Source organism: Pirellulaceae bacterium (genome assembly GCA_029243025.1).
GTDB lineage: Bacteria > Planctomycetota > Planctomycetia > Pirellulales > Pirellulaceae.
Genome location: JAQWSU010000010.1, coordinates 78456 through 101560 on the forward strand (window position 1 = coordinate 78456; position 23105 = coordinate 101560).

Consider the following 23105-nt stretch of genomic DNA (forward strand, 5'->3'; position numbering starts at 1 on the left):
AACTGTCCGCTGGTGTTGCCATAAGGTCCCTAACGTCGCTCGAGAGCCCGAAAAATTGCCGCGCGCATTTCATTCAAATATCGGTCAATATTCGCGCGTTCCCGAATGATCTTGAGCGAATGCTCACCCATTTCCTGCAACCGTTCTGGCGATTCAAGGGAATGGGCTATTTTTTCTGCCAAGACATCCACGTCTTTGGGCGGAACGCAAAAACCGTTTTCACCGTCATCAATCAAATCCAGCTCAACACCATCACCGATCGAGCAGATGACCGGGAGACCATGAGCCATGCCTTCGGAAATCGCGAGCCCTCCCGTCCCCGGCAGTACGAGCAAATCTCCGAGTTGAAAGTAAGTTGACACGCCTTCGTAGACAGCGCCGACAAAAATCACCCGTTCGGTGATTTCCAGTTCAACGGCCAAACGCTCTGCATTTTCACGTTCCGGTCCATCACCAACGATCAGCAGCTTGGCCGAATCGGCAGCACTGTCAAGTCGCGCGAAAGCTCGCAGCAGCGTATCGATTCCTTTGGTCTCGATCAGAGAGCCAACAAACAGGATCACCTGCTGGCCCTCCAACCCCAGCTGCTTGCGAAGCGCGGGCACCTGATCCTGGGTCGCGTGCATTTGCTCGGCAACAAGATCCGTGTCGACGACATTCACCAGATTAAAGCATCGATCTTCGGGATAGCCCTGACTCAAGAAATAATCAACCGCAGGCGATGAGTAGCCGGCAAACGCATCACTGGTCTTTTCAACCGCTCGAACCCATTTCCGATATTTCCCGGAAAGGCCATTAAACTTGCGTTCCCTGACTTCCCCAAGGCTCCACCAGACAACCGGTGTTCCCGTCAATTTCGAGTAGGCCCAGGTTAGCCAATTGTTCGGTAACATCCCCCCCTGGATCAGCAACACATCAGGACGAAATCGCCAGAGGCGGAATGGCAAAGTGGGGTTGAACATCATCGTGACGCTGCGCCCTGTGCTGACCACTTGCTTTTGCAGTGTCCAGAGGATTTCCGCATCGACTCCGGATGCATCAGGGGCGTTGGAGAACTTGGTTCCGGGTACACCTTGTCCAACCAGAATCTTCACTCGCAATCCGTCATCGGACGACAGACGGCGAAAAATGGGCATGCGAAATCGGTAGAGGACCGCATAGACAATTGCGACCCGAATCGGCCGATCCGCAAACTCGGCCGGTGGCACAGCGGGATACTGACCGCGTCGCGGCTGACGAAGAACCGATTGCGGACTTCCCGCCGGGACGTCCACTTGACTGGGCGTTGGCTCGCGCGATGAACTCACGAATTCACTGATCTTTCTAACAGCTCAAGCGGCTAACAGCTCAAGCGGATTGTTCCGGTCAAGCGAATTGCAACGTCGGGCGGATTGCCTTTGATCCGGTTTTGCCAGCAAAAGCATAGCTCGGGAAAGCTTGCTCGGACGGGTGTTTATTTGCATTGTAACACTCCCGCGCAACCCCAGAAGGTCACCAGGCACGTCAAGATGAGAACCGAAACTCGTAGCTACTGCACCACACCGCTCTCGAAAAGATACTTCCTTAACACCTCAATTAACTGATATCCACCGGCGATAACCATCGCTAAGGACGCGCCCCACAGACAAACCGTCCACATGGGGTTTGAACGTAATGCAGATTTTGAACCCGTATGATGAAACCAGAGTGCTGCGATACACAACAGGGGTAACATAATTGCCTGCCCGAGCGCTCCAACAATGACCAAAGCAAGCGGATCACTGAAACTCCAGTACAATCCAAAGTAAACAATCGGCAAAGCAACACAGGAGATACGAATCAACAGATCGTGTTGCTTTTGATCTTTGGATTGCACCAAGCGAAAGAGGCCAAGTGCATCCGCCAGTAGACGACCATTGGACGCGGTGGCAATAAAAACAGTGGAATACAGCACGACAAAGGCCCCGACAATGAACGTCCACAATCCAACCGGTCCGAAGGATTCGGTGTACATTTCGGAAAGACTTGGCACTAAGTCTTTTTTGGTGACTTCGATACCTTTTCCGTGCAGAACGGCTGCCCCCAGAATGTAAAATGCGACCGTGGCACCGGTGTAAACGATCATAGAAAGCCAAGCATCGGCAAGCAGCACTCGCATCCATCCTCTTGCCCGCTCGACCCAAGCTGCGGATCCATCATTCGGCCCTACTGACTTGCCGTAACCCTTTTCGAGACACCAATACGGGTAGTAGATCAACTCCGATGCACCCACGCCGATGATTCCAAATGCGGCAAATGCGACGGTAAAATCGTCTGTCAGCCGAAAGCGAAACCCCTCGGCAAGGTCTGCAGACGTCACCGCCAGATCAGTCCAGTAAAGGGCACCCACTGCGCAAATTGTAAACAGCGTAAACAGAGCCACCATGGTTGTCGAAACGGTCTCGATCAGCCGGTATCGCCCGATCACCAATAACACCGCACAACTCATAGTGATCAACGCAGCGCAAGCCGTATCGGACAAGTTCAGCCCGCCAAGCTGTAGCACACCGCCGATCACCCCAACGATTCCGGCAAGTTGGATAAAGGTGCCGAGATACATCAGTAACCAGGCCCAAACCACCCAGCTCACGATGTAGCGTGGCCCGGGCACCTGATTAAGCGACTGTAAAGTGGTTCGGCCATGCGAAATCGCATAGCGTCCCAACTCAACTTGCACAAAGACTTTGATGATGCAACCGAAGATGATGAACCACAGCAAAACGAAGCCCACATCGGCACCCAACTTCGTCGTAACGATCAGTTCGCCGGAACCGACAATCGAAGCCGTAACGATCAATCCGGGGCCAACTTGCTTGAGAATTCCACCGAAAGTGGTTGGCGCATCATGGGGTCCTACCGGGCCGCCTTCTGCACTTGAATCCGGATTCTGTTGAGCCATCACAACACCCCTATCGCCTGAAGCCACCGATAATCTTCGCCACGCGTCGGAGAAAGCGTATACGACTTTGGCGTGAATCGCAAACTTTAGACGAACATTCGAGTATCGCTGTCTCTATCTACTCGACTGCCTGCTCGACTGCAAAACGAAAACCGACAACTGATAAATAAGATCAGCGAGCTGACAAAGCTGAAGGTTGCTCACTCAGGTCCTCGGATTCAAGTGGTAGCTCGTTGCCATTCGCATCGCTTAAGCGAAGTGACGAATGACTTTCTTCATCAACGATCGCCTTAGAATCGGCGGATGAATCTTGCAGCGGATCCGCATCCAGAATTGAGACCAAGCGAGGCCGGCTCTCATCCGATTCGGCGACCGAGACTTCGTCTGCATCGTCGCCGAAGGGTTGAAATTCGGCGGCCGGATCATCCGATGCGATCACATCGGTGAAGTTCATCGGTGACACATCAACTTCGGCCTCGATTTGACTATCAGCGTCTGCATCATCCTGATCGAGCGGTTTAATCAAATCCGCCAATGTCGGTTCGTTGGCAATTTCCTTCGGCTTACGGGGCAATTCACTGGCCGGATCGAGGATCGACCCCACGCGCCCGTGCACCTGATCGGCCCGCTCTCGTAGGCCTCCATAAGCCGCAAACTTGCAATCGTGCGAGCTGGCACACATCGAACAACCCAGCGTGCTAATCAGCGAAAGACAGCTAAAGACGGTAAGCAAACGTAACATGGGATCCCTTCCAATCGATCGCGCCAATCCATTAGTCGATTGATCTAGATCCGGTTTCGGCTGTGACGAACGAGAACCTTTAAGTCGACTTTGCCGAATCTTCAGGTCAGGCAGCTTTCTGGAAAAATGGATGGCCTGGGCGACCTTGCTCAGGCCGCTTACAATCCGATTCTGCTAGCCTGCTTTCATCCATCGTCCGTTTGAGGCATCAACCATGAACGCCACCCGCAAGGCGGTCGTCCTCCTGAGTGGGGGACTCGATTCCACAACCGTGTTGGCAATCGCCCGACACCAGGGATTTGAGCCGTGTGCAATCACCTTTCGCTACGGTCAGCGGCACGAGTACGAAATCGAGGCCGCCAAAAAAATCGCCCAAGCGGCGCAGATCAAGGACCACTCGCTCATCGAATTCGATTTACGAGCCTTCGGAGGCTCAGCGTTAACTTCCGATTTAGAAGTCCCGAAGCGGGAAACAGCAGAACAAATCGATGCCACAATTCCGATCACCTATGTTCCTGCGAGAAACACGATTTTTCTCTCATTCGCGCTTGCGTTTGCAGAAACTTTACCAGCCAGAGATATCTTCATCGGCGTCAATGCACTCGATTACAGCGGCTATCCAGACTGTCGCCCGGAGTACATCCTCGCCTTTCAAACCATGGCAAACTTGGCCACCAAGGCCGGCGTGGAAGGTCACGGGGTCGAACTGCACGCCCCTCTACTGCAGATGACAAAAGCCGAAATCATTCAGCGAGGGCTAGAATTAGGCGTTGATTACGGCCAGACGACAAGCTGTTACGATCCGGGCCCCGATCGAGCCGCCTGTGGCTCGTGTGACGCTTGCCTGCTGCGGCTGCGAGGCTTTGAGACCAACGGCATTCCCGACCCAATTCGCTACGCCAATCGCTAGACCGCATCGGTAACGACAGATGGCCCAATCAAAATCCTTCCTGCAGCGAATCACCTACAAATTGACCCAGCTTTCAGCCAGACTGGCAGGCGTGATTTGGTTCCAACTTCGCTGTGAGGGACGTGATCAGATCCCGATGAGCGGTGGTGTCTTGGTCTGCTCGAACCATCAAAGCTATTTGGATCCGGTCCTGATCGGCCTGGCCTGCGATCGGCGTCTCAACTATCTCGCTCGCGACACGCTGTTTGACTCGAAAATGCTCGGTTGGCTGATCCGTTGGTACGACGCCATCCCGATTCAACGTGACGGCTTTGGGTTATCCGGTATCAAGGAAACGCTGAAGCGGCTGAAACGGGAGGAGATGGTGCTGATTTTCCCCGAGGGCACCCGCACTCTCAGCGGCCAAATCGGACCGCTCAAGCCGGGCTTCTGCTCGCTCGCCCGCCGCGGGACGGTTGCCTTGCTTCCCGTCGCGATCGCTGGCGCTTTCGAAGCTTGGCCGCGTGGGCAAAGGTTACCGGGCCGTTCGCAAATCCACATCCAATTCGGATCGCCAATCTCCCCCGAGGAAATCGCTAAATTGTCGGACGATCAGCTAGTGAAATGTCTCCAAACACGAATATCGAACTGCTTTCAACAAGCACAGAATCGACAAACAGGGGAATTCCAGAGTTACCAGTGACTTTTGCGGACAGCTTGCTCAGCTGCAACATGGCGGTCGGGCACCCCGCTGGAGTGGCAACCTGCGGAAGTATGGCGAGCCAGTCAACCCGAGGCTCGAATGGGCTGCCGAGGTTGCCGGTTGAAACAGGATCTGATAGTCTTGCGGGTTTCGCCGGGCCTATTCGTTCCTGTCTACCGTGTGGTGGGCTGCAGCCGGGCTTCCTCTTTTCCTTTGTGTCATCGAGTTTTAGATGCTCTTGGGCTGAGCCCGTCATCCTCTGCACACTCGATGGACGAAACTAGGTACCTGATGGTCGACCGTAATTTAATTCGTAGCTTGGAGAATGATCAGGAGTTTATCAGCGCGATTGATGCGGCTTTGGCTGGCGCCGAAGAAACGGGTTTGACGACTGTCGAATCCGAAGCCGATATCAACGTGAACAGCATTGTCGAAGGGCGGGTCATCCGCGTCGATGATGACCGAGTGCTGGTCGACGTCGGATTTAAGAGTGAAGGAACTATTCCATTATCGGAATGGGAAGAAGAAGAAGAGCAGCCTGGAGTAGGCAGCACGATTAAGGTACTTGTAGAAGAGGTAGAAGACGCCACGGGAACCACTGAAGATCCCTACGGCATGATCAGCCTCAGCAAGCGTAAGGCGGAAAAGATTCTCGCCTGGCAAGAGATGATGAAGACGATCGAGGAAGGTCAGGTCGTCACCGGCACATGCACTCGAAAAATTAAAGGCGGGTTGCTTGTCGACATTGGAGTCAATGTTTTTCTCCCTGCGAGTCAAGTCGATATTCGACGTCCGCATGACATTGGCGAATATATCGGTCGAGTCGTGCAATGCGAAGTTCTCAAAATCGACGAAGCACGACGAAACATCGTCGTTAGCCGTCGGTCTTTGATCGAAAAACAGAGACAAGAAGATCGCGAACAATTGCTTCGCGAATTGGAAGTCGGCCAAGTGCGAAAAGGCGTGGTCAAGAACATCGCCGAATTCGGTGCGTTCGTCGACCTCGGTGGGATCGACGGCCTGTTGCACATTACCGACATGAGTCATGGTCGAATCGGACATCCCTCGGAATTGGTCAATATTGATCAAGAAATCGAAGTGATGATCCTTAATATCGATTACGAAAAAGAAAAAATCGCCCTGGGCATGAAGCAGATGACGCCCAGCCCGTGGGACAATGTCGAGGACAAGTACCAAGTCAATGGGAAAGTCATGGGCAAGGTCGTAAACGTGATGTCCTACGGAGCCTTCGTCAAACTAGAAGAAGGCATCGAAGGACTCGTCCACATCAGTGAGATGTCCTGGACCAAGCGGATCAGCCACCCCAATGAACTCGTCCAAATCGGTGATGAAATCGAAGTGGTCGTGCTCGGTATAGATCGGGAAAAACAAGAGATTTCGCTGGGTATGAAGCAAACCCAAAAGAATCCTTGGGAAGATGTTTCCGATCGTTACCCAGAAGGTACGCTGGTCAAAGGTCGAGTTCGCAACTTGACCAACTACGGTGCCTTTATCGAACTCGAAGAAGGTATCGATGGCCTGCTGCATGTCTCTGACATGTCATGGACGCGGAAAATTAGCCATCCCAACGAAATGCTGGAAAAAGGCCAGGAGATCGAATGCCGCGTGCTCTCGGTCGATCAAGATCGTCGACGCATCGCGCTTGGACTTAAGCAGCTGGACGAAGATCCATGGGTCAACGACATCCCGAATCGTTACCAGCCCGGTGAATTGGTGAAGGGGAAAGTAACCAAAATCACAAACTTCGGCGTGTTTGTCGGTCTCGAGGATGGGCTCGAAGGCCTACTCCACATCTCAGAATTGGCCGACCACAAGGTTGAAAACCCCGAAGAAATCGTCAAAGTCGGCGATGAAATCGAGGTCAAAATCCTGCGAGTCGACACGGATGACCGGAAAATCGGGCTGTCACGCAAACGGGTCGACTGGGCCGAGGAAGACGAAGCGGCCGCAGGTGAAGGTGGCTCAGAAGATCGTTCGACTCAAGCTCAACCCCCGAAGGATCTCAAGGGCGGTTTAGGAGAGTCGGGACCGTTAATCAAAACGGGACCTGCTGAGGAGCCAGCCGCCAAAGCGTCGACTGTCGAGGAGCCAGCCGCCGAAGCCGAACCGGCCGCCGAAGCCGAACCGGCCGCCGAAGCCGAACCAGCCGCCGAAGCCGAACCGGCCGCCGAAGCCGAACCGGCCGCCGAAGCCGAACCGGCCGCCGAAGCCGAACCGGCCGCCGAAGCCGAACCGGCCGCCGAAGCCGAACCGGCCGAGGAGCCGGAAAAACCGTCAGAACCGGCTGAGTAAGTACCGTCGGACGCAAATACGACATTCTCAAACGACCCCGCGCGTTGCTAACGTTGGGGTCGTTTTCTTTGGTATTCTCGGAACGAAAAACAAATCCGCTTTACATCCTCTCGGTTGCCAGCTCCTTCAGAAATCGCCCCTGATCGTCGATGTGTAGGTTTATCCTCCTCCCTGGTACTAAACCCGACCATCCTGGCACGCAAATGACACAATCTCGCTCAACCACGACAGAGACGTCCCGCATCCCAACTTCCGATGCGAGCGTTCAAACTCCGCTAGAAACCTATCTGCGTGAAATCAACGAAACGGCTCTGCTGACTGCCCAGCAGGAGCGTGAACTCGCCCGCCAGATTGGTGCCGGTGACATTCGTGCCCGAGATCGCATGGTGCGTGCTAACCTGAGATTGGTCGTCAACATCGCCCGAGGCTACACGGGTAAAGGGCTAGGGCTCCAAGACCTGATCGAAGAAGGCAATCTCGGCCTATTACGAGCCGTGGAGGGTTTCGACCCGGAAATGGGAACTCGCTTCAGCACCTACGCGAGCTATTGGATTAAGCAATCGATCAAACGTGCTCTGATCAATTCGGCCAAGACGATCCGAATCCCCGCCTACATGGTGGAATTGCTATCCAAATGGCGTCGGGCAAACGCCCGCCTTGCAGAGGAACTGGGCCGCACACCCACGGTGGAAGAAATCGCACGCGTTTTGGGACTCCCGAAAAAGAAGCTTCCGATCATCAAGAAAGCGATCAACATCTACAATTCGACGCCTCAAACAGACCAGTCCGAAGCAGGTTGGTCGCTTGGCGAAATGGTGATGGATGAGCGAACCAAGACACCCGAAGACGAACTGCTGGAACATGACATCCTGAATCATGTTCTACACATGATGGAACACATGGACCCTCGCGAAGCAACCGTCCTTCGCATGCGTTTCGGATTGGACGACTTGGAACCACATACATTGAAGGAAATTGGCGAGCAATTGGGACTGACTCGCGAGCGGGTAAGACAAATTGAGACAGAAGCACTCGGAAAACTCTCCGATGGCCTCAAAGATCCGCTGGAACGACACGACACGGCCCCTCAAGCCTGAACTCGGCTCTGACCCTTGCCACCGCGTCACTCGCGAGATATCCTCTTGTCTCCAGAGCGAGTGAGCCCAAAAAATCTGGAACGCATCATCCATTCGGATCGCGTTCCGCCGGTCACGTTGACGTGACGACTAGGCTCTCAAAATAGTGCATGACCGCCTGTTCTGCTTCGCCTCCTGGCTGAATGCGTCGGCGCTACAGAGGCCCTCCCCCCCATTGAGAGCAGATCATGACCGAAACAAGTCAGCTCGACCTAAAATCGTACATTCGCGATATCCCCGATTTTCCCAAGCCAGGAATTTTGTTTCGGGATATCACCCCGCTCCTTCTAGCACCTGACGCTTTTGCTGAATCAATCGATCGATTCGCCGAACAATATCGGGATCACCAGATCGACACCATCGTGGCTGCGGAAGCAAGGGGCTTCATTTTTGCCACACCGCTCGCCATGGCCCTGAATGTGGGCTTTGTCCCCGTTCGCAAACCCGGCAAACTCCCCTTTCAGACCCACGCATTCGAATATGAGCTGGAATACGGCTCGGACAAGCTGGAGATTCACGTTGATGGGCTCGAAGCCGGGCAACGGGTCTTGATCGTGGATGATCTGCTGGCCACCGGCGGCACCATTGATGCTTGCTGCAAGCTCGTGGAAAAAAACGGAGCCGAGGTGGTTAGCTGTGCGTTCTTGATTGAATTAGCAGATCTCGGTGGCCGGGAACGAATCGCTCCACACGACGCTTTCACCCTTATCACCTACTAGCGAGCCGCCTGGCCAAACGTCGCACCTGCTGGCCATTACCGCGTCCGCTTTGCGTGCGTGCAGAATTCCTGGGCGTCGCATCAACGAGATCTGCAGACGCGAAACAGGCTTCGACAAGGCGCGAGCCGCCTAGCGAGTTGCGTCATCTCGTTGTTCAAAAACGCCTGCGGCGATCAGAACAACCACCGCCAAACTGATCAAGGCAACAAATACCTGAAGCGACATACTACCCTCCTTAGCCCACTTACGCGCTGTTTCCATCCCAGCGGATGCGGATTGCGTCACGGAAACAAAAAACTCCACGCCAATGTAATAACTTGGTTGCCTAAATAACACAAGACCAAAGTGCAATTCGCAACCGAGTGACTCGTCGGCTTAGAGACCAACATCACGAGCTACGAGGATCTGAGAACCGCAGAGGGCGGTCAGAGCTGATCTCCGCGATCAGCCGGAGCAACTGCGTCTCCCACCGGTTTCCCCGCAAAACTGGCCTGTATCATCTCGAAGAAGCCTTCCGTGACAGTCTGTTGATTGGTTCGACGAGCCACTTGGTAGTCCTGAATAAGATCGAGTGCAGAAACTGCCGTCAAGACAACCACTGCAATGATGCACCATCGAGACAAGGACATAGACTTTGCATTACGAAATCGCCGTGCCCACTCAAGCGCACGTTCTGGCTCGACAACATTGCGGAATTTCACGAAAGAATCCAGTCTCGTAAAACTACAGCCAACTGCGTAGCCCTGATCCAAATGGCGTCGCCACATCACTCGGGCCGACACCTCAATCGTTTGATCGTCATTGGAAAGCAATAGCATCAACCGATCAGTCGGAAAATGTCTTGCATCTGTACACCGGAGGCAGAATCCGCCTTTCGAGTAATTGACGATCTCCACATCTTTTTGTGCATTGGTCAATTCCCATTTGGCAATCGCGCGATGAGCAATCTGATAACGTGGATCGCGTCTCCGATCAAGCAAACCGGCAATCGCCAGGTTTCCGATCACCTCTTGGGGGACCATTTCAAACAACCGACACCCGATCCACCAAGAATCTTTGTCCTGGGGTTGGGCCCATCGCACAACACCAGTAAAGTGCATTTTCAATTGAGTCTTTTCGACTTCCAGGCAGAAGCGGATACGAACTCCTTCAGGCAAGCGCACACCAAGCGAAAAACGCACACCTTGAGCGGACAGGTCCGCGAGCTGTCCAAGATGCTGCTCCTCTCCCTGATCGTTGGTGATCGTGACAGTGACGCGAGTTGCCTCCAAGTTCGAAATCAAATATCGCGTGTCACAGCGTCGTGGTTCAGATGCTAATGCCTGGGCCATTTTTTTTCTCCGGCGTAATCGATCGAATCGAAACGCCATGGGTCGCCAACTTGTCCGTCATAGAATACATAGCATTCTGGGAAACTGAGTACGCCTTCGTCGGAAGCGATTGAGTCGAGAATGGGGTGGAACGACAGATATTTTTTCGCCGCCTAGCTGCTGTTCACCGAATATAGGGGCCATATGGGTTGTCCGAGGCAAATGGAAATCCAACCCATCAGGTCGATTTGTGTTAGCATCAAAGGTCCGTAGCTGAGTGACCTTCCTATGCCATTACGCTTTCCGCAATTCGCTCGACGATCGGACGGTCCGATCGGATTCATCGCCATCTGTTGTGCGTTGATCGCTGGCGCGTGCACAAAGGCCGACGACCAAACGGAACGAAGAGCCTCAGCGTTCCAGCCGAAAACACGGCTGCGGCGGCCTATCGCAATTGACTGCGTGGGCGATCAGCTATGGATCGCGAATCGAGACAGTGGAACGATATCGACGATTTCGATGATCGACCTACGTGTGAGTCAAGAAGTAGCAGTCGCCGCAAAACTGGCCGATTTCACCCGTTTCCCACACCGATCGTTGATCGCCGCGATTGATTCCCAACGACACGAAGTTGTCCTAGTGAAATCGGCAAACGGCATCCCCGTTCCGCTGAACCGACACCCAGTCGCTTCGATGCCGGTCTCTGTCCAGCGAATCGATAACGAACGCTTTTCGGTCGCGTCGCTTTGGGCCAAGCAAATCAGTGTGTGGAAGCTCAGTGGCAACACAGAGCCTGCAGATTGCAAACGCATTCAAAACATCGACTTACCTTTTGCACCACGACTGCAATGCTTGACACCCAACGGCAAGTATTTGTTGGTGTCAGACTCATTTGGACCCTACCTGGCAATCATTGATTTGTCGCAGCCGGCGTTGCGGGGAGTGGTCAAAATCCCAGGTCACAACATCCGAGGACTGACGATCAGCTCCGACGGCGACCATTTATTGGTGGCACATCAGCTAATCAATGAATTTGTTCCGACGACACGTGATCATATTTTTTGGGGCACAGTCGTTTCTAACCTACTCCGAACACTGCCGCTCTCCCGCTTGTTGGCGTTTGAAGGAACAAGCGGAAATAGGCTGCACGGGAGTCTCTTTCCGATTGGTCGCGAAGGGCACGGAGCGGGTGACCCCGGAGAGATACTGGTTACCGCCGATGGGGACGTCATCGTCGCGTTAAACGGCACAGGTCAGCTGGCTCTGAGACGTGCTCATGAGCTCGAATTTAAGCGTGTCAATTTGGGCCAAGGCCCATTCAAACTCAGCTTTTCGCCTGGAAAAAAGTTTGTCTACGCGGCCAGTCAATTTGACGACCAAATTAGCAAAATTCGCCTGAAGCCTTTCGAAAGAGTGACAACCACATCGCTTGGCCCCACGCCCGCGTTGGCACCCAGTGAAGTCGGCGAGATGCGTTTCTACGACTCGACCTTGTCCTTGGATGGCTGGCTGAGTTGCCATAGCTGTCATCCAGATGGTCACAGCAGTGATTTCGTGAATGACAATTTTGGCGATGATACGATCGGAGCTCCGAAGCGAATTCCTTCCTTGCTGGGCACGGGGGTCACCGCGCCCTGGTCTTGGCGGGGATCCGAACAAAGTCTCTCGGCTCAAATCCGCAAATCGCTCTACCAAACCATGCGCGCCGGCGACAAACAACCGCTACGGGAAGATGACGTCTTGGCAATCACCGATTTTGTTCAGAATCTGCGACCTGCCGATTCAATTTCAGCCGCTCGCCGTCGAATCAATCTGGCTGCAGAACGGCGAGGAAAACAGTTATTCGTTGAAAAACAGTGCGATCGGTGCCATCGCCCCCCCACTTACACCTCACCGGAAACTTACTCCGTAGGAATTCGAGATGAACTGGGGGTGGACCAGTTTAACCCCCCGACTTTACTCGGAGTCAGCCAACGTCGGCAATTACTTCATGATGGACGAGCGACCAGCCTTCGAGAGCTCTTTGCGCTGCATCACCATCCCCACGACACAGCATGGACTGAGAAGCAGATCTCAGATCTCGTGGCCTTCCTGGAATCCCTTTAAAACGCACAGCGGATAATACCAAAGCACCCCTACTGGCAAATCCACATGATAGATCGGGCTGTTACAACTGGAGAAAGTCGCAGCTTCGGCAGGTCAGGCCAGATACAAAAGTTGAGCGACCGAGAATGCCGATGGCAATCTCGGGCTCAAAGTCTTGAGCGGAGAGGACAGGATTCGAACCTGCGGACCCGTTACCGGGTCACCGATTTAGCAAACCGGCGCTTTCGACCACTCAGCCACCTCTCCGTGAGCTCGCCCGATGGATGGGCGTGCCGGCGACCAAGGAATGAACAGGTCACGTGGCCCAACGTCCCTATTCTTATTGATTCCACGGGTTGCTGCAAGGCATATCACACACACTGATGACGCATAAAAAATCCGAAGCCCCCCCCATCCGTCAGGCTCGACGTTCTCGCCCTGCTTCCTGCGATCGGTCTCCCGGTTGGTTCCTACCGATCTTGAGCTTTCTGAGCCTGCTTGCCACGGTAAACAGCCTGACAGCTCATGAATCCCTACTCAACTCAGCCCGCAACAGCATCACGGCCAATGAGCTCAAATCTCACATCGATGTGTTGTCAGATGACACATTCGAAGGTCGTGAGGCGGGCAGTCGCGGCGGGCGGGCGGCCGCTAATTACCTGATGAAATATCTCAAACAAGATCTGGAACCGGCCGGACGTGACGGCCGTTATTTCCAGTCCTTTGGTGCAGGATACCGCAATCTGCTGGGAAAAATTGAAGGAAGCGATCCGAAACTTCGAAACGAATTCATCCTGATTGGGGCACATTACGATCACGTCGGCTACGGGACTCCCAAAGACAGCTATGGACCCTTCGGACGAATCCACAATGGAGCCGACGACAACGCCAGCGGGGTTTCGACCCTGCTGGAAGTGATCAATGCCTTTTCCGCAGCTCAATTGAGATGCAAACGAACGATGATCTTTGCCTTCTGGGATGGAGAAGAGAAGGGATTGCTGGGATCGGAACACTGGGTTACCCACCCCACGGTTCCGCTTACTCAAATTAAGGTCGCAATCAACATCGACATGGTCGGACACCTACGGAACGGCCGCGTCGAAGTATTCGGTTATCGATCAATGCCTGGATTCCGAACTTTGATCACCGAAGCGAATACGGGCAGTGACTTAAATCTCGACTTCTTCTGGGAGGTCAAACAAAATAGCGATCATTACTCGTTTTTCAAGCGGCAAATCCCGATCTTGATGTACCACACCGGACTGCATGATTTTTACCATCGTCCCAGCGACGATGCTCATTTGATCAACACAGACGGTGTGCGCGAAGTGTCCAAGCTGGTCTTCAATACATTGCACCAACTGGGCAACGACGATCGACTAGGTGATTTCCGTGCGGCAAGCGAATCCGAAGGCCCGAGCGAACGACTGGCTTTCGAGCGTTCACTCCCTGCCCCGTCACCTCGTCTGGGCGTTATCTGGAACGCTGAATCGGTTGAGAATGGTTTGCAAGTCACGCGAGTACGAGCCGGATCGGCGGCAAGCCGTGCGGGCATTCAGCCAGGCGATCGGTTACTCGAGCTGAACGGTGTTCCCATCGACAGTACCGAATCACTCCAACAATTAGTAGTTCGAGCCCCGACGGCTTCCAGCTTTACGGTCCAACGTGCAAATCAGCAGGAGCCCTTACCGATCGCAGTCGATTTGGAGGGTCAGCCGACGCGAGTCGGGATCACATGGCGTGACAATCCGGCAGAAATCGGCACCGTCAATCTCGTCAGAATCGTAGCACACTCGCCGGCGGCTCTCGCCGGGCTCCGCGTCCGTGATCGAATCCACGAAATCAACCAGATCAAGTTCAAGAATCCCGTAGAATTTCGTCGGCTAATCTCAGAATCGCCTTTTCCCATCACCGTACTCATCGAACGTGATGGCCAATTCCAATCGGTATCCATCAAAAACCCGTCGTCTGAACCTGCGTCGGACGGCACGAATTCCCCAGCATCAGTCAGCCTCAATTAAAGGTCGAGAATCGACGAGCGTCGCAAATTGTGACGTCATCAGCAGGCGAGGAACGCCATCCTGACGATAAACAATCCGCCCCTCTTGGCCGTCTTGAGATTTCAAGAGCTTAAAACCATCAATCGGCCCCAGCACAGAAACGGCGGATGCAACGGCATCCGCGTCGATTGCCGTCGGTGCGATCACGGTCACCAAACTGCTGTTTGTTAAGCCAACTCCCGTCTTCGGATCGATTAAATGCGAATATCGCACGCCGTTTATCTCGACGTACTGTCTCAAGTCACCCGAAGTAGCAATCGCCCGATTTGCCAACCAAACAAATTTGCTTGGCGACTGCTGATCCTGCAGACCCGTGAGACCGATTCGCCACCCCTTTGAGTTGGGAGGCGGAGCGCTAACTAACAGATCGCCCCCACCGTCGATCAAAGCCCGTGTAATCCCTTCACCTTTTATGGCGATCATCGCCTGATCAAGTGCGAAACCTTTTGCGATTCCCCCGAGATCCAGACGCATATTTGGTTGCTGGAAGCAAATCGAGCGATTTGCAGGGGAGAGCACCAAGTGCTGTGCTCCAATTGCTTGCCGAGCCTGATCAAGCAGCCGTTGGTCCGGGAAAGCTCGCTTTTGACGTGCCGCTCGCCACAAGGTGGTGACGGGACCAAGTGTCATATCAAAGGCACCGTCGGTTAAGCGAGTAAGTTGCTGGCCACGCGACAATACGGCCCAAAGGTCTTCACTCACCGTTACCGTTTTTTTTGCCACTCCCGATCGCGACAATTGGCTCAATTCGCTATCTGGACGATAATCACTGAGAATCTCATTCAGCTGGCGAATTCGAGCAAACGCAGCATCCGTCGCACTTTTTGCCTGTTGCTCGCTTTTGGCATACAACAAAATCGAGAATCGCGTTCCCATTTGCTGATCGGAACGCTGAAACCGCACCTCTTCGGCCTTGAGCGGTAATGCGGCCAAACCAAGCGGAAGAAGCAAAAATTTGAAAATTCGTGTCGGAAACCACATAGATTTAAACGCGTAACATGAGAAGGAATGGCCCGGGTTCCGCTTTTATTTTAACCGAGAACCGTCGCAGTTACCAAATTTGCCCTCGCTGAACGATTTGAGCAGAGGCTTTGAGATGGGTATCATGAAGGCTGGACATTTTGGTACGACGCCTGCCTCAATCAACCACACCGCCTACTCGGTCCCGAGAATAGCTCCGAGAATAGCCAGGAGAACCAGATGACGAAGAAGCCTGAACAAGACACGACCAACAACACTTCTCGACGCAGTTTCATTAAGAACTCTTCGCTATTTGTCGCTGGCGGGGCAGTTGCTGGACAGCTCGCCTTCAGTCGATCCGCTCACGCTTTCGGGAGTGATGAAATTCGAATTGGCCTCGTCGGCTGCGGTGGTCGGGGAACAGGCGCGGCGAGTCAAGCGATGAACACCGAAGGTCCAACACGACTCGTCGCAATGGGTGATGCGTTCAGCGACCGTCTGCAACAAAGCCTTCGAGGGCTCAAGGGACAACATAGTGACAAGGTCGATGTACCGCAGGATCGCCAGTTTGTTGGATTCGATGCGTTCAAGCACGTTCTGGATTCGGACATTGATCTGGTCATTCTGGCGACACCTCCCGGATTTCGACCACAACATGCCGAAGCAGCCATCAATGCAAACAAACACGTTTTCATGGAAAAGCCGGTAGCTGTTGACGCACCCGGAGTGCGCCGCGTCCTCGCGACAGCTGCCAAAGCCAAAGAGAAAAATCTCGCCATGGCCGTGGGTCTCCAACGGCGCCATGAACCTCGCTATGTGGAAACCATCAAACGCTTGCAAGATGGAGCCATCGGCGACATCATCCTCACACGTGCCTACTGGAATGGCGGCGGTGTCTGGGTTCGTCCCCGACGTGAAGGCCAAACGGAGATGGAATACCAGATGCGCAACTGGTACTACTTCAACTGGCTCTGCGGTGATCACATTACTGAGCAACACATCCACAATCTGGACGTGATCAATTGGCTGATGAAGGGATATCCCAAAACGGCTCAAGGCCAAGGCGGACGTCAGGTACGTACCGGGAAAGATCATGGACAAATCTTCGATCATCACGTGGTTGAATTCACCTATGGCGATGATTCAAAATGCTTTAGCCAGTGTCGCCATATCCGCGACACATGGAGCAGCGTGTCGGAACATGCTCACGGCACAAAGGGGTCCGTCAATATCGGTGGCGCAACGATCTACGACCCGAATGGCAACGTGACTTGGAGCTACGGTCGTGGCGGTGGCGGTGGTCATCAACAGGAACATCACGACTTGTTCGCTTCACTTCGAAAGGGTGAACGTCCCAACGAAGGCGAATATGGTGCGCTCAGCTCCATGACTTCCATTTTTGGAAGAATGGCCACGTACTCCGGCAAAAACATCGACTGGGATAAAGCGTTGAATTCCGAGCTAGTCATCGCGCCTGTTGATGAATTCACCAGCAATGACGATACTCCTCCCGTTCTTCCCGATGAAGACATGAACTACCCAATTCCGATGCCGGGAACCACGAAAACCGTGTAGCCCCCGATCGGCTACCAAACAATCAACAGGTGGCAGTTGCGGATTACCCGCGCTGCCATTTTTTTTTACGGTCATCGGACAAGCTATTTTTTTCAGCATATAACTTCCCCCTGTCCCCTCGGAAGCGACTATTCTGCATAGGCTGAAACGTCGCCTGGAACGACTCAAATCAGCGAGCGAGCGAACGTGGTCAAACAGAATCCTTATCGCCCGCTTGGAGCGAGTTCCAATCAGTTGACGTTGGGGCGGTCGGCGATTTCAATGGAATCAGCATTGGCCAAACTTGCCAGCCACTGATGCGACATTTCGATCACAGACCGATCATCGGCACTGACTTCACCAACTAGATCGAACTGCCCCATTTCAATTGACTTCCTCAGCTCTTCAATTCTTGAACGCAATCTTCCTAGCAACTCAGACGTCTCCTGAGCGTTAAATTCATGTCGCAATAGGCGAGTTTCGTTCGAGCGATGCTCCCGATTCAAGCCAACCAAACGGCCTCGACTCGCCTTAATCAACTCCCCCTGCCAATGGGCGCGGCGCAATTGCAGATCGGAGTTAAATTGGTAGGTTTCGTCTTGGCCCACGAATAGACTCGCGGCACCGTTTTCGCGAAATCCAATCACGATCGAATCCGAGAACGACAGCGGTCGAAACTCAACACGATGGACGAGCCTGACGGCTTCTCGTAGGAGATCCTCCCGATCGTTCGAATGTCGCGCCAAATCCGCACTCGCTTTTATTCAAGACGATTACGATAGCGTGTGCTGGCACGCTCCAAAATAGCCTGTTCCTCGACTGTCAATTTATCGTATCCGGATTTGTGAAGCCGTGACAAGATCAGGTCGACCTTCCCATCTTCGATGAAGTCTTGCTGTAGCTTTCGCGACTGACGTTGCTCTTTCCGACGTTGCCACCAAGAAACAAGAGGACTGGTGTTTGTCTGTGTCGAACAGTTGGGGGCAGTCGCTTCAAAGTTACTAAAGTCCGATGAAAATTCGTAATCTGACAGCCGGTTGTCGGTCAAGACCGGCTCCGAAAGTTCCTCAGCTTTGCGAGCGCTGAAATAAACAAAGATTGCCAGGAGAACGAGAGCAAACCAAGTTTGCACGACGTTATTGGGATTTTCATTTCGTACAAACCATGCGGTAATAAGTAATCCCAACGCGATTAGCTTAGCCACACGGGAGACTGTCAAGCAGGCCGTCTGCGGATCCATGTCAGGCCGCCTGCAGAAGAGAGCAGCTTTCAACGCCTGCCCACCATCAAACGGAAAAGCAGGGATAAGATTCACAAGAACCAGCAGCCAATTGACCCAAAAAATCATCTTCAAAACGACACTTAACGTATCGCCGACCTCAAGTGCCTGTGGCGCGAGCGGATACATCAAACCAACCAGCTCGAGATGACCTCGCAACGCCAGTAAAACCGCCGCGACCAAGCAGATCCCTAGGTTGACGAGGGGCCCCGCCGCCACGGATACAAGTTCACTGTGAGGGCTAGGCAACCAAGGTGCTGGACCTAATCCGCCCAACGGCCCCAGCACAACTTCATCGGCCTGACCTCCAAGTCGGTTCGCAACCGCAATATGGCAAACTTCGTGAGCAATCACACTGACTAACAATACAATCAAGAGCAGAGGGCCATTCCAGATCAGACCATCCGCTTTGCCAAGTGTCGCGTCAAGCCAACTTAGATAGCAAGTGAAAGCCGCAAACAGCACAAAAAACATGTGCAGACGAACGTTGATGCCCCTCCAACGACCAATTCTGAGACTCCAGATGCCTTGATCATTCATCGGGACATTTATCCACTGGAAAAGCCATTCGCTGGAGCGAGTAGTGAGAAGTTTCATCAAGACAGGCTTCACCCTCTAGCGTATCAACGAAAAACGGGGGGATCAATCTTTTCGTGACGGATAAACAGCCGCGTGCCTGTTCAACTACGACAAGTTGCCCTAGGATGTTTCAAAGTTTTTCCAAATTTCTTGCCAAGCGGTTTTTCGCATCGTGCTGAGAGCAAGAAATCCCATTTACACGTCAAGAAAGCGTTACTGCGTGTCTGCTGACGAGATCCTGTTAACGGCCGATCGATTCCAGGTGGCTCGCTGCCAGCGTATGCTGGCAAACGGATCGCTCCACCAACGTGAAGTCATTCGGCATCCGGGCTCGGTCGTCATCATTCCGCGGTTGCCAGACGGTCAGATCTGCTTGATCAAAAATTTCCGGATCTCCGTTGACCAGCCTCTCATCGAGTTACCGGCAGGCACACTGGAGACCAATGAGAAACCACTTGCCTGCGCTAAAAGGGAACTCACAGAAGAGACGGGATATACGGCAGGTGCGATCCAACAGCTAACCCGCTTCTATGCAGCTCCAGGTATCCTGGACGAGTTGATGCATCTGTTTGTCGCCGATGATTTGGTGGAGGGTCAGCCGAATCGTGAAGCTGGCGAAGAAATCGACAACCTGGTGCTGCCACTGCCGGCGGCAATCTCGATGATCACCTCCGGTGAAATCTGTGATGCCAAAACAATCGTGGGTTTACTTTGGTGCCAGCAATTTCAATCAGACGAAACACGGCATCTATCATGGGAATAAAAGGAAGAGGACATGCGAGATCCACGTATTGATAACTTGGCAGATGTGCTTGTCGGCTATTCAACGGAAGTCAAAAAAGGTGATTTGGTTTTGATCTCGGGCCCACCACTCACCAGCCCATTGGTTTCAGCCATTTATCGCCAAGTCGTCTCTGTTGGCGGCCATCCAGTCATTTCGATGCAACCAGAAGAATGCAAAGAAATCCTTTTGACCGAGGGTTCTGAGCAGCAGCTCACTTTCGAAGATCCCGTTGCCCAATTTCAAATTGAAAACATCGATGTCTTGATCGCGATCTGGGGTCAAACGAATTCAAAAGCATTGACGGAAGTTTCTCCGGAACGTCAGGCCAAAGTCAGCCAAGCTCGAAAGCGCTACTTAGACACCTATCTGAAACGGGCTGCCGATGGGCAACTTCGTTGGGTCGGCACTCAATTCCCTTGCAATTCTTCCGCCCAAGATGCGGAAATGTCCCTCGCCAGCTATGAAAATTTCGTGTTTCACGCCGGCCTCTTGGATCGCGATCGGCCAGCAGAGGCTTGGCGAGCGATTAGTGAACAGCAACAGCATCTTGTCGAATTCTTGAATGGCAAGAAAGAATTACGATTTGTAACTCCACAGGGAACCGACCTAAAGCTCGATGTGAGTGGACGCCGTTGGCTGAATTGTGATGGACACGAAAACTTTCCGGACGGAGAAGTATTTACCGGCCCGGTTGAAGACGCCACCGAGGGAGTCGTTCGTTACAGCTTTCCCGCCGTTCATGGCGGACGGGAGGTCAATGACATCTGCTTTACCTTCAAGCATGGCAAAGTGGTAGAAGCGACGGCTTCCAAAGGCGAGGAATTTCTCCACGCCATGCTTGATCAAGATGCGGGTGCACGTGTGTTGGGAGAGATCGCGATCGGCACGAATTATTCGATCACCGAGTACACGAAGAACACGCTCTTCGACGAAAAGATCGGTGGCACGTTCCACGCTGCCGTTGGTTCATCCTACCCAGAGTCAGGTGGTAAGAATCAATCCGGCCTGCATTGGGATATGGTCTGTGATCTGCGGCAAGGCGGAAAAATTTTTGTCGATGGCGAACTGATCAGCGAAAACGGCAAGTTCCTGAACCCCGCATTCCCTCAACCCTTGGCATGAGCTGTTGACAATCGGGGGTTCTTATAAAGGACCTCCCTGAGCAGCTCCGGCGAGCCTTTGATCGACTCGGACCGATCCCAATGCCACTCAGGATGGGTGGGAACAAATTTCGAGTGAAATGGCCAAGGATCGAACGGCGCGAAGCCAAGCATTTGTTCGAGGCGTGTTGAGTCCATTGAAACATCCCCAGCTCGAGGAGGGATCGGCCCCGCCTCGCTTCGCAAACAACCCATCACATTTCGCGGGTCGTACCCTCCGACACGATTTACGATTTGTGCGATTTGGTACAGACTAAGTGCCCGTGGCCCTCCCGCGTGAAACAGGCCGCTTTCACGGTTAGCCAACATGATCTGCAGTACTCGATTGAGACAATCCGTATAGGTCGGTGTGCGAACTTCATCAAAGTATAGCGTCGCCGGCTTTTGCTGTTTGTAACGTGATTGAATCCAATCAATCGCGCCGGCGTGCCCGTTAAAACTAATCCCCATCGGCAACGAAATCCGAACTTGACACGCCTCGGGACGCGCGAGTTGAACTAGGCTTTCGGCGATCGACATGGTTTTACCAAATACGCTCACCGGATCCGTTGCGTCGGTTTCCACGTGCCGCCCCGAGCCCACACCGGAGTAAACCAGATCGATGGAAAGATGAACCAGCCTCGTCGAACTTCCCTGCATCACCTTCAATAATTCACGAACGCCCTGCACATTGATCCGCCACGCCATCGCGGGGTCCAACTCGCAAGCCTTCAACGCGCAACTGCCTGCACAATCGAGTACTGAAGCAAATTGATGACGATCGAAGAGCTGTTGCAGCATCGCTTGATTTTCCACGTCGCAGCCGACGACACCATCTCCCTTTAAACGCCAGTTACGAACGGGGCGCATTCCAATCACCTGGCCAGGATACCGCGCTCGAAAATAATGCAATGCTGCGTAACCAGCCACCCCCGCAACTCCCGTGATCAACAAAGGCAGTGGTGGATCGGGAAGTTGCTCAATTTCACAAATCATCGATTACTCACTCATCTTCAAATAGGCCAACCGTACCGCACCGAGTATGGGATCACATGACCGATGAATCGCACGTGGAAAAACATTCGCTTCGGCCAATGCTTCATCAAGCATGCGAGCAACAACCGATGGATTTTGAAGCAGCCCACCGGAAAGAATCAAGTCGAAACCAGCGGTCGCAAACTGCAATTGCGATGCGACCGATTGGACAAGTCGATAAAGGTCACCGGCCGCCATGTGGCAAAGCTGAATCGCCAACGGATCACCATCAACTGCGGCAGCTTCGACTAACTTTGACAGCGATGCAATGAACGATCGACCTCGCTTAGCCGCAATCTGCGGCAACTCGCGAGGATCGGACAGCCGGAGAAAATCAAGGGCACGGTCAATCAACATTGACGGTTGACGCTGTTTGTCGAAGACCAATGACACACTGCGAAGCAATTCAACCCCCAACCAGTAGCCACTACCTTGATCACCGATAACAGGCCCCCATCCACCAGCACGAGCAATTCGACCATCGACAGACCGCCCGTAGGCGAAAGAGCCAGTACCACAAATCAATGCAACTTGGCCAATCTCCCCCGCGAACTCTTGCAGCAACGGTTCGGCATCATTCACAATCAAAATATGCTCCGCCAACCGACAGGACTTCGCCCAGCCCGCAACCGTCTGTCGCACTCCAGGTCGATCACTGCCCGCTAGGGCAAAACAGATGCTGGACACGGGCTGCCAGTCGATCGCCGAGCTCAGGAAGGCCTCTCGCATCGCGGCCTCGAGATTTCCCAAGGCCAGCTCTGCACCCTCAACAACGAGGTTCGATGAACCTGTCGTCGCACGAGATAAAATGATCGGTCCGGTCTGCGAGCTTTCTGCCAAGCAGGCGGTGGTTTTGCTACCTCCACCGTCGATGCCGAACAATAATTTTCTTTGCATGTGC

19 protein-coding genes and 1 tRNA gene are annotated in these 23105 nt (G+C 53.4%); 10 read left to right on the plus strand and 10 right to left on the minus strand.

Annotated features, from left to right (window positions below; translation table 11 throughout):
• Positions 1-29: 29 nt before the first annotated feature.
• The 3 genes from P8N76_05060 to P8N76_05070 all read right to left on the minus strand — a co-directional run bounded on the left by P8N76_05060 (position 30) and on the right by P8N76_05070 (position 3659).
• Complete coding sequence (locus tag P8N76_05060; protein MDG2381021.1) at positions 30-1307, minus strand: glycosyltransferase; 1278 nt, start codon at positions 1305-1307, stop codon at positions 30-32.
• A gap of 221 nt (positions 1308-1528) precedes the next feature.
• Positions 1529-2917, minus strand: coding sequence for an Nramp family divalent metal transporter (locus P8N76_05065; GenBank protein MDG2381022.1), 1389 nt, complete (start codon positions 2915-2917; stop codon positions 1529-1531).
• 172 nt (positions 2918-3089) lie between these two features.
• The gene (locus tag P8N76_05070; GenBank protein ID MDG2381023.1) at positions 3090-3659 is read right to left on the minus strand and encodes a hypothetical protein; all 570 of its coding nucleotides are present in this window, start codon (positions 3657-3659) and stop codon (positions 3090-3092) included.
• 214 nt (positions 3660-3873) lie between these two features.
• Between P8N76_05070 and queC the strand changes: the two genes are divergently transcribed.
• The 5 genes from queC to P8N76_05095 all read left to right on the plus strand — a co-directional run bounded on the left by queC (position 3874) and on the right by P8N76_05095 (position 9419).
• Positions 3874-4569 carry a 7-cyano-7-deazaguanine synthase QueC gene (gene queC / locus P8N76_05075; protein ID MDG2381024.1) on the plus strand — a complete coding sequence of 232 codons (696 nt, stop codon included), beginning with the start codon at positions 3874-3876 and terminating at the stop codon, positions 4567-4569.
• Between the two features lie 19 nt (positions 4570-4588).
• A complete protein-coding gene (locus P8N76_05080; protein MDG2381025.1) occupies positions 4589-5251 on the plus strand; it encodes a lysophospholipid acyltransferase family protein in 663 nt (220 codons plus the stop codon).
• Positions 5252-5542: 291 nt separating this feature from the next.
• Complete coding sequence (locus tag P8N76_05085; protein ID MDG2381026.1) at positions 5543-7564, plus strand: 30S ribosomal protein S1; 2022 nt, start codon at positions 5543-5545, stop codon at positions 7562-7564.
• A gap of 203 nt (positions 7565-7767) precedes the next feature.
• Entirely contained in the window at positions 7768-8661 is an 894-nt protein-coding gene (locus tag P8N76_05090) for an RNA polymerase sigma factor RpoD/SigA (protein ID MDG2381027.1), read from the plus strand.
• 227 nt (positions 8662-8888) lie between these two features.
• Positions 8889-9419 carry an adenine phosphoribosyltransferase gene (locus P8N76_05095; protein ID MDG2381028.1) on the plus strand — a complete coding sequence of 177 codons (531 nt, stop codon included), beginning with the start codon at positions 8889-8891 and terminating at the stop codon, positions 9417-9419.
• Between the two features lie 425 nt (positions 9420-9844).
• Here P8N76_05095 and P8N76_05100 read toward each other — a convergent pair whose 3' ends face one another.
• Positions 9845-10750 (minus strand): PilZ domain-containing protein, encoded by a 906-nt coding sequence (locus P8N76_05100; protein MDG2381029.1) that lies wholly within the window; start codon positions 10748-10750, stop codon positions 9845-9847.
• Between the two features lie 498 nt (positions 10751-11248).
• Between P8N76_05100 and P8N76_05105 the strand changes: the two genes are divergently transcribed.
• Positions 11249-12835: a cytochrome c peroxidase gene (locus P8N76_05105; protein MDG2381030.1), complete on the plus strand. Its 1587-nt coding sequence runs from the start codon at positions 11249-11251 to the stop codon at positions 12833-12835.
• A gap of 159 nt (positions 12836-12994) precedes the next feature.
• Here P8N76_05105 and P8N76_05110 read toward each other — a convergent pair.
• A tRNA-Ser gene (locus tag P8N76_05110) sits at positions 12995-13081 on the minus strand.
• A gap of 116 nt (positions 13082-13197) precedes the next feature.
• Between P8N76_05110 and P8N76_05115 the strand changes: the two genes are divergently transcribed.
• Positions 13198-14835 (plus strand): M20/M25/M40 family metallo-hydrolase, encoded by a 1638-nt coding sequence (locus P8N76_05115; protein ID MDG2381031.1) that lies wholly within the window; start codon positions 13198-13200, stop codon positions 14833-14835.
• On the opposite strand, the gene P8N76_05120 is transcribed toward P8N76_05115, so the two are convergent.
• Positions 14818-15825, minus strand: coding sequence for an FAD:protein FMN transferase (locus P8N76_05120; protein ID MDG2381032.1), 1008 nt, complete (start codon positions 15823-15825; stop codon positions 14818-14820). The two genes, P8N76_05115 and P8N76_05120, sit on opposite strands and share 18 nt — an antisense overlap.
• A 249-nt stretch (positions 15826-16074) precedes the next feature.
• Here P8N76_05120 and P8N76_05125 point away from each other — a divergent pair, with 249 nt between their 5' ends.
• On the plus strand, positions 16075-17409 hold the full coding sequence (locus P8N76_05125; GenBank protein MDG2381033.1) for a Gfo/Idh/MocA family oxidoreductase: 1335 nt from the start codon (positions 16075-16077) through the stop codon (positions 17407-17409).
• Between the two features lie 230 nt (positions 17410-17639).
• On the opposite strand, the gene P8N76_05130 is transcribed toward P8N76_05125, so the two are convergent.
• Both P8N76_05130 and P8N76_05135 read right to left on the minus strand, forming a co-directional pair.
• Positions 17640-18134 (minus strand): hypothetical protein, encoded by a 495-nt coding sequence (locus P8N76_05130; GenBank protein MDG2381034.1) that lies wholly within the window; start codon positions 18132-18134, stop codon positions 17640-17642.
• A 14-nt stretch (positions 18135-18148) separates the two neighbouring features.
• Complete coding sequence (locus P8N76_05135; protein ID MDG2381035.1) at positions 18149-19264, minus strand: site-2 protease family protein; 1116 nt, start codon at positions 19262-19264, stop codon at positions 18149-18151.
• Between the two features lie 202 nt (positions 19265-19466).
• Between P8N76_05135 and P8N76_05140 the strand changes: the two genes are divergently transcribed.
• Both P8N76_05140 and P8N76_05145 read left to right on the plus strand, forming a co-directional pair.
• The gene (locus P8N76_05140; GenBank protein MDG2381036.1) at positions 19467-20009 is read left to right on the plus strand and encodes an NUDIX hydrolase; all 543 of its coding nucleotides are present in this window, start codon (positions 19467-19469) and stop codon (positions 20007-20009) included.
• A 12-nt stretch (positions 20010-20021) separates the two neighbouring features.
• A complete protein-coding gene (locus tag P8N76_05145; protein ID MDG2381037.1) occupies positions 20022-21152 on the plus strand; it encodes an aminopeptidase in 1131 nt (376 codons plus the stop codon).
• Here P8N76_05145 and P8N76_05150 read toward each other — a convergent pair.
• Together P8N76_05150 and P8N76_05155 are read right to left on the minus strand one after the other, a co-directional pair.
• On the minus strand, positions 21137-22165 hold the full coding sequence (locus P8N76_05150; protein ID MDG2381038.1) for a sugar nucleotide-binding protein: 1029 nt from the start codon (positions 22163-22165) through the stop codon (positions 21137-21139). The two genes, P8N76_05145 and P8N76_05150, sit on opposite strands and share 16 nt — an antisense overlap.
• A gap of 3 nt (positions 22166-22168) precedes the next feature.
• Positions 22169-23101: a BadF/BadG/BcrA/BcrD ATPase family protein gene (locus P8N76_05155; protein MDG2381039.1), complete on the minus strand. Its 933-nt coding sequence runs from the start codon at positions 23099-23101 to the stop codon at positions 22169-22171.
• Positions 23102-23105: the final 4 nt, after the last annotated feature.